Origin of the sequence: Micromonospora sp. NPDC047134 (genome assembly GCF_040643455.1) — a bacterium.
GTDB lineage: Bacteria > Actinomycetota > Actinomycetes > Mycobacteriales > Micromonosporaceae > Micromonospora.
In genome coordinates this window covers 114,522-127,336 of record NZ_JBEYUI010000013.1, presented here as the reverse complement: position 1 = coordinate 127,336, position 12,815 = coordinate 114,522, and the positions used below count along the sequence as shown (strand labels likewise).

Below are 12,815 nucleotides of genomic sequence, written 5' to 3'. Positions count from 1 at the left end.
CTCGCAAGCTCACTCCTCGCGCTCACTTGTCTCCACCCTCCCAGTGCGGGTTCTCCCAGATCACGGTGCCGCCCATGCCGATGCCGATGCACATGGCGGTGAGGCCGTAGCGGACCTCCGGGTGCTCGGCGAACTGCCGGGCCAGCTGGGTCATCAGCCGTACGCCCGAGGAGGCCAGGGGGTGACCGATGGCGATCGCGCCGCCCCACTGGTTGACCCGCGGGTCGTCGTCGGCGATGCCGAAGTGGTCCAGGAAGGCGAGCACCTGCACGGCGAAGGCCTCGTTCAGCTCGAACAGGCCGATGTCGTCGATGGTCAGCCCGGCGATGCGCAGGGCCTTCTCCGTCGAGGGGATCGGGCCGACGCCCATCACCTCGGGCTCGACACCGACGAAGCCGTACGACACCAGGCGCATGGCGACCGGCAGGCCCAACTCGCGGGCGACGTCCTCGGCGACCAGCAGGCTGGCGGTGGCGCCGTCGTTCAGACCGGCGGCGTTGCCCGCGGTGACCTTGCCGTGCGGCCGGAAGGGGGTCTTGAGGCTGCCCAGCTTCTCCAGCGAGGTGTCGCGGGGGGCCTCGTCGGCCGTGGCCAGGCCCCAGCCGCCCTCCTCGTCCCGGATGGCCACCGGCACCAGGTCGTCCTGGAGCTTGCCGTTGGCGTACGCCTTGGCGGTCTTCTGCTGCGAGGCGAGCGCGAAGGCGTCCGTGCGCTCCTTGGTGATGTGCGGCAGCCGGTCGTGCAGGTTCTCCGCGGTGGCGCCCATGACCAGCGCGGACGGGTCGACGAGCTTCTCGGCGACGATGCGCGGGTTGGGGTCGACGCCCTCGCCCATCGGGTGGCGGCCCATGTGCTCGACACCGCCGGCGATCGCCACGTCGTACGCACCCACGGCGATGCCGCTGGCGACGGTGGTCACGGCGGTCATCGCCCCGGCGCACATCCGGTCGATGGCGAAGCCGGGGACGGTCTTGGGCAGGCCCGACAGCAGGGCGGCGGTACGGCCGATGGTCAGTCCCTGGTCACCGATCTGGGTGGTGGCGGCGATGGCCACCTCCTCGACCCGTTCCGGCGGCAGTTGCGGGTTGCGGCGCAGCAACTCACGGATGCATCGGATCACCAGGTCGTCGGCGCGGGTGTTGGCGTACATGCCACCCGCCTTACCGAAGGGGGTGCGGACGCCGTCGACGAAGACGACATCCCGAACTTCACGGGGCACTGGAGCCTCCTAGCCGGCACTGGCATTTCCCCGAATGCTACCCGTCAGTAACTATCCCCGCCCCACCCCTCCCTGTGGCCCAGCCCACACCGACCCCCGTCCCCAGCCCACCCGGCCCCTCGCCCTGTTGATCAAGAGGTTCGCGTCAGCCGTACGGCGTGTCGTTGACGCAAACCTCTTGATCAACAGGGGCAAAGAGTGCGGTCAGGTGGGGAGGAGGGCTTCGGCCAGGGCGGGGAGCAGGAGGGTGATCTGCCATTCGCGGGCATGCATGGCGCGCAGGGCCTCCGCCACCGTGGCCTCGGTGATCTCCTCCGGGGGTTGCCAGGCGAGCCGACGGATCGAGTCGGGGGAGATCAGATTCTCCGGCGGCAGATTGTGTTCACCGGCCACCCGCAGGACGACCTCACGGCTGCGGGCCAGCCGGGCGGCGGCGGCCGGATCCCGTTCGGCCCACCGGTGCGGCGGGGGTGGGCCCTCCACGGTCGGGGTCACCGGCAGGTCCTCGTCCGGCAACTGCCGGGCGTCCTCCAGCGCCGCCAGCCAGGTCCGAGCCAGTCGGCGTACCGACCGGCCACCGAACCCGGGCAGGGTGAGCAGGGTCTTCTCGTCCTTGGGGTCCAGCTCGGCCGCCGCCACGATGGCCGAGTCGGGCAGCACCCGGCCCGGCGCCGAGTCCCGGCGGGCCGCGATCTGGTCGCGGGCGTACCACAGGGACCGGACCCGGGCCTGCGCCCGCGCCCCGCGTACCCGGTGGATGCCGGAGGTGCGACGCCAGGGCTCGGCGCGTACCCGGGGTGGGCGGGTGCCGGCCTGCACCAGGGCGGCGAACTCCTCCGCCGCCCACTGCGACTTGCCCTGCCGGGTCAGCTCCGCGTCCAGGGCGTCGCGCAGATCGGTCAGCAGTTCCACATCCAGGGCGGCGTAGGTCAGCCAGGACTCCGGCAACGGGCGGCTGGACCAGTCCGCGGCCGAATGGTGCTTCTCCAGGCTGTAGCCGAGCAGTTGTTCGGTGAGGGCGGCCAGCCCCACCCGCTCGAACCCGGCCAGCCGGGCGGCCAACTCGGTGTCGAACAGCCGACGCGGGCGCAGCCCGAGCTCGGCGAGGCAGGGCAGATCCTGGTTGGCCGCGTGCAGCACCCACTCGGTGTCCGCGATCGCGGTGTCCAGAGCACTGAGGTCGGGCAGGGGCAGGGGGTCGATCAGGGCGGTACCGGCGCCGCTGCGCCGCAACTGCACGAGGTAGGCCCGCTGGCTGTAGCGGTAGCCCGAGGCGCGTTCGGCGTCCAGGGCCACCGGGCCGCTGCCGGCTGCGAATCGGGCCACCACCTCGGCCAGTTGCTCCGGCACGGTCACCGGTTCCGGGGTGCCCTCACGGGGTGCGGTCAGCGGCACGGACTCGCTGCCGGTGGGTTCGGTCCCCGCGTCCGACGGCTCCGGCCGCGCCGAAGGCGGGGTCTCGATGTCGTTTCCCGTACGGCTTGCGGCGGCCCGACGGCGCAGGGGTGGTTCGTCGGTCACCTGACAACCCTAGTGCGGAAGCGGAACACACCGCGCGCACCCGCCCCCGGCCGCGTGTCGACTCAGCCGACTCAGCCGACTCAGCCGACTCAGCCGGCCGCGGCGGCCCGGCGCTCCGGCAGGGCGGTCACCCCGGGTGGCGGCAGGCCGGCGGTGGAGGCCAGCAGGGTGCACCAGGCGTACAGGTGGGCGGTGAGATCGGCATCGGTAGGGGTCCACGAGGCGCGGATCTCGATGTCGGCGGTCGCCGGTGGGCCGGACAGCTCCCCGAACCGGTTCGACATCGTCTGGGTGATCGTCCCGCCGATCGCCCGGTGACCCGCCTGCTGGGCGTCGAGGGCGTCGGTGAGCCAGGTCCAGCCGACCCCCGGCAACAGGGGGTCCGCGGCCAGGTCGTTCTCCAACTCGGCCGTCACGTAGGTGACCAGGCGCAGGGTGCCCTGCCAGGCCTCGTGCCCGGCCGGGTCGTGCAGGAGGATCAGTCGCCCGGTGGCCACCTCCTCGCCGTCGCGCAGCACCGTGGCGGACAGCGCGAAGGCGTACGGCGCGAGTCGCTGGGGTGCGCCGACCTCCTCCAGGAGGATCTCCGGCCGGGGTGTCGCCGACCGGAGCCCGGCGACCGCGCGGGCGAAGGTGTCCGGAAGCGCGATCGGGGGGGGCATGTCCGCAGCCTAAGCCGCTGTCGGTCGCTGCGCCCGGACGGCGCGCCGACGATCACGAACCAGAGCCGCTGCCCCGGCCGTCCACGCCGCGCCGAGTTCATCGACAGTCATCGGTGGGCTGCCTTATTCAAACCAGCCAAACTCCGCGACCGCCCGATAGCGGTCATCCGGGGCGTGGCACGATTGCCGCGATGACCACCGACACCACGGGCGCCGCTGCCCGAGACGACGCCTCCCGCCCCGGCGGGCCCGCCGACTCGCCCTTCGTGCGGGCGTGTCGTCGTCTGCCCGTCCCACACACCCCGGTCTGGTTCATGCGCCAGGCCGGCCGGTCGCTGCCGGAGTACCGCGAGATCCGGGCCAACGTGGCGATGCTGGAGTCCTGCCGCCGCCCCGACCTGGTCACCGAGATCACCCTCCAGCCGGTACGCCGGCACGGGGTGGACGCGGCGATCCTGTTCAGCGACATCGTGGTCCCGGTCGCCGCCGCCGGGGTCGACCTGGACATCGTGCCGGGCACCGGACCGGTGGTGGCCGAGCCGGTGCGTACCGCCGCTGACGTGCAGCGGATCCGGCTGATCGACCGCGACGACGTCCCGTACGTCGACGAGGCGGTCCGGATGCTGGTCAAGGAGCTGGGCGACACCCCCCTGATCGGCTTCGCCGGTGCGCCGTTCACCCTGGCCAGCTACCTGGTGGAGGGCGGGCCGTCGCGGAACCACGTCAAGACCAAGGCCCTGATGTACGGCGACCCCGAGCTGTGGCACGCCCTGGCGGGCCGGCTGGCCGAGGTGACCCTGGCCTTCCTGCGGGTGCAGATCGCCGCCGGGGTCAGCGCGGTGCAGCTCTTCGACTCCTGGGCCGGGGCGCTCTCCGAGGCCGACTACCGCCGGTTCGTGCTGCCGCACTCGACCGCCGTGCTCTCCGGGCTGGCCGAGGCGGGGGTGCCCCGGATCCACTTCGGGGTGGGCACCGCCGAGCTGCTCGGCGCGATGGGTGAGGCCGGGGCCGACGTGGTCGGCGTGGACTGGCGTACCCCGTTGGACGTCGCGACCCGGCGGATCGGGCCCGACAAGGCCGTGCAGGGCAACCTGGATCCCTGCCTGCTGTTCGCCCCGTGGCCGGTCATCGAGGCCGAGGTGCGCCGCATCCTCGACCAGGGTCGGGCCGCGCCCGGGCACGTGTTCAACCTGGGGCACGGGGTGTTGCCGGAGACCGACCCGGAGGTGCTCACCCGGGTGGTCGCCCTGGTGCATGAACTGTCCGCCGAGGGGGCCTGACCGCCATGACGACGCGCTGGCGGGTGGCCGTGATCGGCGGCGGCATCGCCGGACTGGCCGCCGCGGTCCGGTTGCGCGACCAGGCACCCGCCGACACGGAGATCACCGTGTACGAGCAGTCCGGCCTGCTCGGCGGCAAGCTGCGTACCGGTGAGCTGGCCGGCGGGCCGGTGGAGTTCGGCGCGGAGTCCTTCCTGATGCGCGACCCGGCCGGCGGGGAGTCGGCGGCGGTACGCCTGATCCACCGCCTCGGGCTGGGGGAGCGGATCGTGCACCCCACCGTCGGGCAGGCCGCCCTGGCCGTCGACGGCGGGCTGCGGCCCATCCCCGGCGGGACCCTTGTCGGCGTACCCGGGGATCTGGACAAGGTGGCGACGGTGGCCCGGCCGACCCCGGAGGCCGACCGCGACGGTGGTGCTCCGCTGCTGGGTGCCACCGAGGACATCTCCGTCGGGGCACTGGTCCGGGCCCGGTTCGGCGACGAGGTGGTCGACCGGCTGGTCGACCCGATGCTCGGCGGTGTGTACGCCGGCCGGGCCGACGACCTCTCCCTGGTCACCACCATGCCCGCCCTGGCCCGGGCCGCCCGCACCAGCCACACCCTGCTGGATGCGGTCCGGACCGCGCAGGCCGCCGCACCCCGGGCCGTCGGCGAACCGGTCTTCGGCACCCTGGACGGCGGGCTGAGCACCCTGGTCGAGGCCGCGGCCACGGCCAGCGGGGCCACCATCCGCACCAACGCGGCCGTACGGGAGTTGATCCCCACCGACACCGGCTGGCGGCTGACGGTCGGACCGACCCGGGACCCGGAGCATGTCGAGGTCGACGCGGTGGTGCTGGCGGTACCGGCCCGGCCGGCGGCCCGACTGCTGACCGAGGTCGCCGAGGCGGTCGCGGGGAGCATCGGCGGACTGGACTACGCCAGCGTCGCACTGGTCACCCTGGCCCTGCCCGAGGCGACCCTGCCGCAGCTCTCCGGTTTCCTGGTGCCCAGCACCGAGGGACTACTGATCAAGGCCTCCACCTTCTTCACCACCAAGTGGGGGCACCTGCGTCGGGACGACGGGGTGGCCCTGGTCCGCGCCTCCGTGGGCCGCTACGGCGACGAGGCCCAACTCCAGCGCCCCGACGAGGACCTGGCCGCCACGGTGCACCGGGAGGCGTCCGCGGTGATCGGCACCCCGCTGCCCGCCCCGATCGCCGGGCATGTGCAGCGCTGGGGCGGTGCGCTGCCGCAGTACACCCCGGGCCACCTGGACCGGATCGCGGCCGCGCGGGCCCTCCTGCGGGCGGCGTATCCGACGTTGACCCTGGCCGGAGCGGGCTACGACGGGGTGGGCATCCCGGTCTGCATCCGCTCCGGCGAGACAGCGGCCGAGGAGATCATCACAGCATTGGGAGGATCGGCGAGATGACCGAGCAGAGCAACGCGGCCCGGCTGAAGGAACTCAACTCCACCATCCGCTACACCATGTGGTCGGTGTTCCGGGCCAGCGCACCGCTGCCCTCGCTGCGCGACAACGTCACCGGCGAGGTCGAGTCCCTGATCGAGGAGTTGGCCGGCAAGGATGTGGTGGTCCGGGGCACGTACGACGTGGCCGGGCTGCGCGCCGACGCCGACCTGATGATCTGGTGGCACTCCTCCTCCAGCGACGCCCTCCAGGACGCCTACCTGCGGTTCCGGCGTACCACCCTGGGGCGGGCGATGACCCCGGTCTGGTCGCAGATGGCCCTGCACCGGCCGGCCGAGTTCAACAAGAGCCACATCCCGGCCTTCCTCGCCGGTGAGCAGGCCCGCGCCTACCTGTGCGTCTACCCCTTCGTCCGCTCGTACGACTGGTACCTGCTGCCGGACGCCGAGCGGCGGGAACTGCTCGCCGAGCACGGCCAGATGGCCCGGGGCTACCCGGACGTACGCGCCAACACGGTGGCCTCCTTCGCCCTCGGCGACTACGAGTGGATGCTGGCCTTCGAGGCCGACGAACTGCACCGGATCGTGGACCTGATGCGGGACCTGCGTGCTTCCCGGGCCCGGCTGCACGTACGCGAGGAAGTGCCCTTCTACACCGGCCGCCGCCGCTCCATCGCCGACATCGTCACCGCCCTGGCCTGACGAGAAGGGGTCCCCTGCTGAGGTAGCAGGGGACCCCTTTTTCAACTCAGGGCGCCGGCACCCGGACGGGAGTCGAGGGCCGGCAGGCCCGGCCGGGCGGGGCCGCGTCCGAGGGAGAAGGGCGCGACCCCACCCGGGATCAGGTGGTGGCCGTACAGGTCAGCGTGGGTGCGCTGCTGGAGCCGGAGGCCAGGAAGCCGAAGGTGGTGCTGGCTCCCGCGCCGAGGCTGCCGTTGTAGCCGACGTTGGTGGCGGTCACCGTGGAGCCGCTGGAGCTGACGGTGGCATTCCATGCCTGGCTGATCTGCTGGCCGTTGGCGTACGTCCAGGTCACTCGCCAGCCGCGGATCGCCGCGTTGCCCGCGGTCACCTTCACCTCACCCTGGAAGCCACCGGACCAGGTGTTGGTCACCTGGTACGTCGCCGAGCAGGCACCCGCCGGCGGCGGGTTGCTGGGCGGCGGAGTGGACGGCGGGGGAGTGGTGGGCGGCGGGGTCGTGGGCGGGGGAGTGGTCGGCGGCGGCGTGGTGGGCGGCGGGTTGGTGCTGCCACCGAACTGCACGTCGCTGCAGTGGTAGTACGACTGGTCGAAGTGGCTGGCCTGCCAGATGGTGTAGATGATGTGCCGGCCGCTGCGACCCGGCGCGTTCACCGGGATCTCGATGGAGACGCCGTCGACCTCACGCTGCCACTGGGAGGCCGGGGTGTTGCCGATCTGCCCCACGAGCTCCAGGTCCGACCAGGCCAGGGGCTTGGTCAGCGCGTCGAATCCCTGCCGGGTCGCGTACACCCGGATGTAGTCGGCCCCGTGACTGGCCTGGTCGAAGAACTTCAGCCGGAAGCTGTTGGAGACCTGGGTGGTCCGCCAGGCGCCGACGGTGTCCAGGGCGTTGTACCGCCCACCCTCGGCGCGACCGCCCGAGCAGAGCTGGCCGTCCGGGATGGCCGCCTGGTGGTTGCCGCCAACGCCCTCACGGAACTGGCCGTTCCAGTTCCACATGGCCTGCGGGTTGGCCTGCCAGGCCTGCCAACACATCGGGTCCTCGGTGGCCATCCGAGGGTTCATGTGGTCGCCACCCCAGCGCTCCCAGCAGCTGTAGGCGCGGGCTCCGGGGTTGACAACCGAGCCGTGTGCGGAGGCGGAGTTGACCAGAGCGGTGGAGACGAGCAGGGTGGCGGCCGCCGCGGTGGCGAGCAGGCCGACCAGCCTAGCGGGTTTGAGCATTTTGGACATGGATGGAGCCCCCAGGGGGAGTCGTCGGATTGCGACATCGCCCGAACGCCCGGGAGTTGCCTCTCCCGCGCCGGTCCGCGTGGCACTGCGGTATAGCTCCGTGCGGAAGAATGGCACAAAACATCGCCAGCCGTCAATCGCCCTGGTTCAGGGTCAGGGGTCGCGGCGCATCGGGGTGTGCGGGATGCCGTCCTCGACATAGTCCGGGCCGCTGACCGTGAACCCGTGTCGGGCGTAGAAGTCGACCAGGTGGGACTGGGCCTCCAGCACGCACGGCCGGTCGCCGATCTCGGCCAGCGCCGCGGCCAGCAGCCGCCCGGCATGCCCGGCGCCGCGCGCCGAGGGGGCCACCACCACCCGACCGATCCGGGCCACCCCGTCGGGGTCGGCCAGAATCCGCAGGTACGCCAGGACGGCGCCGTCGCGCGCCAGCCAGAGGTGTCGGGTGCCGGGTTCGAGGTCCCGACCGTCGAGTTCCGGGTACGCGCACTCCTGCTCGACCACGAACACGTCGATGCGCAGCCGTACCAGGTCGTGGAAGGTGCGGGCGTCCAGGTCGGCGAAGCCGGCGATCCGGAGGTGCGTGCTCGGCATCGGCCCAGGTTAGAGCCTCGCCCGGCCCTTGCCCGTCGCGGGTCCCGGGGTGCTCGGGGGCGGCGGGCGGGTGCCGGTCAGGCGGGGCGGGCGCCTACCGCGTCGCGGATCTGGGCGCCGTGCTCGGCCTCGACCGCGCGGGCGCAGTGGCCGCAGCAGAAGAAGCGCCCGGACACCTCCACCCCGTGCCCGACGATCTTCACCTGGCAGTGTTCGCAGATCGGGGCCAGCTTGTGCGCGGCGCACTCGAAGCTGTCGAAGGTGTGCACGTCCCCGCTGACGGTGCGTACCTCGAAGGCCAACCAGTAGTCGTTTCCGCAGACCTCGCACGTCGCCACGACGCACATCCCTTCGCTAGCCGGTGTCCTGCCCAGGGTGCGGCAGGTCGCCGGCCGGCCCGGTGGGAACCAGCCTGCATCGCCCGTACGGGGCGGCGTGTCGCCGGTCGCCGGTGCGCCGTTGTACCCAGTGACCTGGCCGGAGGCGGCGGCCCGGCCGCCGCCTTTCGGTGGAGCACCCGAACCGGGAGGAACAATGATCAAGCGCAACCGGCTGTTCGGCAGTCAGACCCGGGTCACCTTCTGTCTCCCCCGGGACACCCCGCCCGGCACGGTCAGCGTGGTCGGGTCCTTCAACGACTGGCGGCCCGGTGAGCACGTGCTGGTGGCCCGGCGTGACGGCACTCGGACGGTGACCGTACGGCTGGGGCCGGGGCAGCACCGCTTCCGCTACCTGGCCAGCGGTGGGCTGTGGTTCGACGACGAGTCCGCCGACCGGCTCGACGACCATGGTGGCCTGCTGATGCTGTGAGCCCTTTTATTGATAGCAGTCTTTACTGTTAACAATGTTTAAATTATGTTGGTGGCACCTCACCAGGCAACACGCCGAAAAGGAGTGCCGCCATGCGTCGAAGACTCACCCTCGCCCTGGCCACGACCGGCGCCATGATCTCCACCCTGGCCGTCGCCACCCCGGCCCAGGCCCACGGTTACGTCTCGTCACCGCCCAGCCGGCAGGCCCTCTGCGCCCAGAACCGGGTGCCCGACTGCGGGCAGATCCGGTGGGAGCCGCAGAGTGTCGAAGGCCCCAAGGGGCTGCGTACCTGCCACGCCAACATCTCCCACTTCGCCGTCCTCAACGACGACAACCGGGGCTGGCCCGCCACCTCGGTCGGCACCACGGTCATCTTCACCTGGGTGAACACCGCGATGCACGCCACCCGCGACTGGGAGTACTTCATCGGCAACACCCGGGTCGCCGTGTTCAGCGGCGGCGGACGCCAGCCGGGCCCCACGGTCTCGCACAGCGTCAACCTGTCCGGCTACCCCGGTCGCCAGAAGGTGCTGGCCGTCTGGAACATCGCCGACACCGCCAACGCCTTCTACTCCTGCATCGATCTCCAGATCGGCGGTGGCGGCAACCCACCGCCCAGTCCGAGCCCGACCACCCCGGGCCCGACCAGCCCGCCGCCGTCGCCCACCCCGGCACCGACCACCACCCCGCCGGCCGGGGGCACTTGGACCGCAGGCCGGGCGTACGCCGTCGGCGACCAGGTCACCTACGGCGGGCGGGCGTACCGGTGCCGGCAGGCGCACACCGCGATCGCCGGTTGGGAGCCGCCGAACGTACCGGCGCTGTGGAGCCTGCTCTGAGCAGCGGCAGGTGCGGCCTTGACCGGCCGCGCCTGCCCTTCGCCCTGTTCCGGGCGGCGCTGGCCCTGACCCTTGTGCTGGCGCCCACCGGCTGTGGCGGCGGGTCGGCACCGCCGACCGCGACTTCGTCCGCCTCGGCGGCCGACACCGGTGGCCGGGCGGCGTCACCCACCCGCGACGCACCCGGTACCCCGACGGCCACCGACATGACCGGGGTGGACCTGCTGTACCTGTCGATGACGGCCGGGCACACCGAACAGACCCTGCGGATCGTCCGGCTGGTGCACGACCGGCTGACCGACCCGGAACTGCGTACCCTGGTCGCCGCCATCGAGGTGACCGAGGCCGAGGAACTGGCCACCGTACGCCGCTGGTTGGCGCAGGCCGGACGCAGCGCCCGCGCCGACGACCACACCGGCCACGGCGCCGGCCCGGACCAGTTGGCCCGGCTGCGCGACGCCGAGGACGGCGAGGTCGACAAGGTGTTGATCGAGGTGCTGTCTGCCCACCAGCGGGCCGCCGCCGACCTGGCCCGCGCCCACCTGGCGGCCGGCACCGAGCAGGGGGTACGCGACCTGGCCCGACGCATCGAGCAGTCCCGTACCGCCCAGGTAGCGATGCTGGCCGCCCACCCGGCAGCGGCCTGACCGGCTCAGGGGGTGCTGGGGTCCAGGCGAATCGACAGCGAGTTCACGCAGTGGCGGGTGTTCTTCGGGGTGAAGCCCTCGCCCCGGAAGACATGCCCCAGGTGGCTGTCGCAGCGGGCGCAGCGGATCTCCGTGCGCCGCATGCCCAGGGAGTTGTCCTCGATCTCCCTGATCGCACCCGGGATGGCGTCGTCGAAGCTCGGCCACCCGCAGTGCGAGTCGAACTTGGTGTCACTGGGGTACAACTCGGCACCGCAGGCCCGGCAGTGGTACATGCCGGGGGTCTTGGTGTCGACGTACTCGCCGGTCCAGGCGGGCTCCGTGCCGTGCTCGCGCAGCACCCGGAACTCCTCGGGGCTGAGCCGGACCCGCCACTCGTCCTCGGTGCGGGGCAGTTCACTGTCGGGAAGACTCACCCGTCAACGGTACGTCGAACGTCGGACCCATCGCATATGGTCGCGAAATGGCAGGCACGAAGGCGGCGGCCCAGGAGATCGAGGTCGCCGGACACACCGTACGGCTGTCCAGCCCGGACCGGGTGATCTTTCCGAAGCGGGGCTTCACCAAGGCCGACGTCTTCGGCTACTACCTGGCGGTGGGCGAGGGCATCCTGCGTGCCCTGCGCGAACGGCCGACCACCCTGCAACGCTTCCCGGACGGCATCGAGGGGGAGATGTTCTTCTCCAAGCGGGTGCCGACCCGGGGGGTGCCGCCCTGGGTGCGGACCAGCGAGATCACCTTCCCCAGTGGGCGTACGGCGGCGGAGCTCTGCCCGGCGGACCTGGCCCATGTGGCCTGGGCGGCGCAGATGGGCACTGTCGTGTTCCACCCGTGGCCGGTACGCGCCGCCGACCCGGACCGCCCCGACGAACTGCGGGTAGACCTCGACCCGCAGCCCGGCACCGACTTCGCCCACGCCGCCACCGCCGCCGCGGAGCTGCGGGCCATCCTCGACGAGCTGGGCGTGCCCGGCTGGCCGAAGACCTCCGGCGGGCGGGGGGTGCACGTCTACCTGCGAATCCAGCCACGGTGGACCTTCGTCGAGGTACGCCGGGCCACCATCGCCCTGGCCCGGGAGTTGGCCCGCCGCCGCCCCGACCTGGTCACCACCGCCTGGTGGAAGGAGGAACGCGGCGAACGGGTCTTCGTCGACTTCAACCAGATGGCCCGGGACCGCACCATCGCGTGTGCGTACTCGCTGCGAGCCAACGCCCGGGCCACGGTCTCCACCCCGGTCACCTGGGAGGAGTTGCCCCAGGTCGACCCGGACGACTTCGACCTGGGTACGGTCCCGCAGCGGCTGGCCGAGCAGGGCGACCCGCACGCCGGCATCGACGACACCGCGTGGGACATCACCCCGCTGCTGGAGTGGGCCGAGCGGGACGCCGCCGCCGGCGAGGGCGATCTGCCCTACCCCCCGGACCACCCGAAGATGCCGGGTGAACCGAAGCGGGTCCAACCCTCCAAGGACCGCGACCGCCCCCGCTGACTCGCCTTCCGCGTGGGCCTTTGAAGATCGCGCTCGATCCAGGATCGAGTTGCTTAAATTCGCTCCGAGGCCACTCGATCCCAGATCGAGCGCGATCTTGCGGAGCGCTCGGTGGCTCGGGGTGCGGTGAGGGGCTACGAGAGGCGGTCGGCCTTGATGGTCTCGACGAAGGACCGCCACTGGGTGGGGTCGAACAGCAGCACCGGCCCGGCGATGTCCTTGCTGTCCCGCACCCCCACGACACCACCAAGATCGCTGGTCACTTCGACACACTCACCCTCAGCGCTTCGGCTGCTTCTGCGCCACCGGGCGATGGTCAGGTCATTCATCGAAGCTTCTCTTTGAAGGTCCAGGATGATGGACGAGTAGGCGACGGATGCCGCGTGCGGCCCGCTGCCCAGCGG

The 12,815-nt window shown here is 72.0% G+C and carries 15 protein-coding genes; 7 read left to right on the top strand and 8 right to left on the bottom strand.

Translation table 11 applies throughout. The features are described from left to right. Nucleotides 1-22 precede the first annotated feature (22 nt). The 3 genes from ABZ795_RS17520 to ABZ795_RS17510 all read right to left on the bottom strand — a co-directional run bounded on the left by ABZ795_RS17520 (nucleotide 23) and on the right by ABZ795_RS17510 (nucleotide 3,402). Complete coding sequence (locus ABZ795_RS17520; RefSeq protein WP_357531100.1) at nucleotides 23-1,219, bottom strand: acetyl-CoA C-acyltransferase; 1,197 nt, start codon at nucleotides 1,217-1,219, stop codon at nucleotides 23-25. Between the two features lie 204 nt (nucleotides 1,220-1,423). After that, nucleotides 1,424-2,740 carry a ribonuclease D gene (locus tag ABZ795_RS17515; protein ID WP_357531099.1) on the bottom strand — a complete coding sequence of 439 codons (1,317 nt, stop codon included), beginning with the start codon at nucleotides 2,738-2,740 and terminating at the stop codon, nucleotides 1,424-1,426. Between the two features lie 89 nt (nucleotides 2,741-2,829). Further along, a complete protein-coding gene (locus ABZ795_RS17510; RefSeq protein WP_327022063.1) occupies nucleotides 2,830-3,402 on the bottom strand; it encodes a DUF3000 domain-containing protein in 573 nt (190 codons plus the stop codon). A 191-nt stretch (nucleotides 3,403-3,593) separates the two neighbouring features. Here ABZ795_RS17510 and hemE point away from each other — a divergent pair, with 191 nt between their 5' ends. The 3 genes from hemE to hemQ are packed head-to-tail and all read left to right on the top strand — an operon-like array spanning nucleotide 3,594 to nucleotide 6,795. Beyond that, entirely contained in the window at nucleotides 3,594-4,682 is a 1,089-nt protein-coding gene (gene hemE, locus ABZ795_RS17505) for a uroporphyrinogen decarboxylase (RefSeq protein ID WP_357531098.1), read from the top strand. A 5-nt stretch (nucleotides 4,683-4,687) separates the two neighbouring features. Next, nucleotides 4,688-6,097, top strand: a complete 1,410-nt coding sequence (gene hemG / locus ABZ795_RS17500) for a protoporphyrinogen oxidase (protein WP_357531097.1) — start codon at nucleotides 4,688-4,690, stop codon at nucleotides 6,095-6,097. Then, nucleotides 6,094-6,795 (top strand): hydrogen peroxide-dependent heme synthase, encoded by a 702-nt coding sequence (gene hemQ, locus ABZ795_RS17495; RefSeq protein WP_327022060.1) that lies wholly within the window; start codon nucleotides 6,094-6,096, stop codon nucleotides 6,793-6,795. Before hemG ends, hemQ begins: the two co-directional genes overlap by 4 nt. A gap of 139 nt (nucleotides 6,796-6,934) precedes the next feature. On the opposite strand, the gene ABZ795_RS17490 is transcribed toward hemQ, so the two are convergent. The 3 genes from ABZ795_RS17490 to ABZ795_RS17480 all read right to left on the bottom strand — a co-directional run bounded on the left by ABZ795_RS17490 (nucleotide 6,935) and on the right by ABZ795_RS17480 (nucleotide 8,961). Further along, nucleotides 6,935-8,020, bottom strand: coding sequence for a lytic polysaccharide monooxygenase (locus ABZ795_RS17490; RefSeq protein ID WP_357531142.1), 1,086 nt, complete (start codon nucleotides 8,018-8,020; stop codon nucleotides 6,935-6,937). Between the two features lie 162 nt (nucleotides 8,021-8,182). After that, nucleotides 8,183-8,623, bottom strand: coding sequence for a GNAT family N-acetyltransferase (locus tag ABZ795_RS17485; RefSeq protein WP_357531096.1), 441 nt, complete (start codon nucleotides 8,621-8,623; stop codon nucleotides 8,183-8,185). 77 nt (nucleotides 8,624-8,700) lie between these two features. Continuing rightward, a complete protein-coding gene (locus ABZ795_RS17480) occupies nucleotides 8,701-8,961 on the bottom strand; it encodes a Prokaryotic metallothionein (RefSeq protein WP_327022058.1) in 261 nt (86 codons plus the stop codon). Nucleotides 8,962-9,157: 196 nt separating this feature from the next. Between ABZ795_RS17480 and ABZ795_RS17475 the strand changes: the two genes are divergently transcribed. The 3 genes from ABZ795_RS17475 (at nucleotide 9,158) to ABZ795_RS17465 (ending at nucleotide 10,922) form a co-directional block, all read left to right on the top strand. Further along, the gene (locus ABZ795_RS17475) at nucleotides 9,158-9,433 is read left to right on the top strand and encodes an isoamylase early set domain-containing protein (RefSeq protein WP_327022057.1); all 276 of its coding nucleotides are present in this window, start codon (nucleotides 9,158-9,160) and stop codon (nucleotides 9,431-9,433) included. A 92-nt stretch (nucleotides 9,434-9,525) separates the two neighbouring features. Beyond that, nucleotides 9,526-10,275: a lytic polysaccharide monooxygenase gene (locus tag ABZ795_RS17470; RefSeq protein ID WP_357531095.1), complete on the top strand. Its 750-nt coding sequence runs from the start codon at nucleotides 9,526-9,528 to the stop codon at nucleotides 10,273-10,275. After that, nucleotides 10,260-10,922 carry a DUF305 domain-containing protein gene (locus ABZ795_RS17465; RefSeq protein ID WP_357531094.1) on the top strand — a complete coding sequence of 221 codons (663 nt, stop codon included), beginning with the start codon at nucleotides 10,260-10,262 and terminating at the stop codon, nucleotides 10,920-10,922. Before ABZ795_RS17470 ends, ABZ795_RS17465 begins: the two co-directional genes overlap by 16 nt. 5 nt (nucleotides 10,923-10,927) lie before the next feature. Here ABZ795_RS17465 and msrB read toward each other — a convergent pair whose 3' ends face one another. Beyond that, complete coding sequence (gene msrB / locus ABZ795_RS17460; protein WP_357531093.1) at nucleotides 10,928-11,338, bottom strand: peptide-methionine (R)-S-oxide reductase MsrB; 411 nt, start codon at nucleotides 11,336-11,338, stop codon at nucleotides 10,928-10,930. A gap of 47 nt (nucleotides 11,339-11,385) precedes the next feature. On the opposite strand from msrB, the gene ligD reads away from it, so the two are divergent. Continuing rightward, nucleotides 11,386-12,411 (top strand): non-homologous end-joining DNA ligase, encoded by a 1,026-nt coding sequence (gene ligD, locus ABZ795_RS17455; RefSeq protein ID WP_327022053.1) that lies wholly within the window; start codon nucleotides 11,386-11,388, stop codon nucleotides 12,409-12,411. Between the two features lie 134 nt (nucleotides 12,412-12,545). Here the strand turns inward: ligD and ABZ795_RS17450 are convergent, their stop codons facing one another. Beyond that, the gene (locus tag ABZ795_RS17450; RefSeq protein WP_357531092.1) at nucleotides 12,546-12,740 is read right to left on the bottom strand and encodes a DUF397 domain-containing protein; all 195 of its coding nucleotides are present in this window, start codon (nucleotides 12,738-12,740) and stop codon (nucleotides 12,546-12,548) included. Between the last annotated feature and the right edge of the window lie 75 nt (nucleotides 12,741-12,815).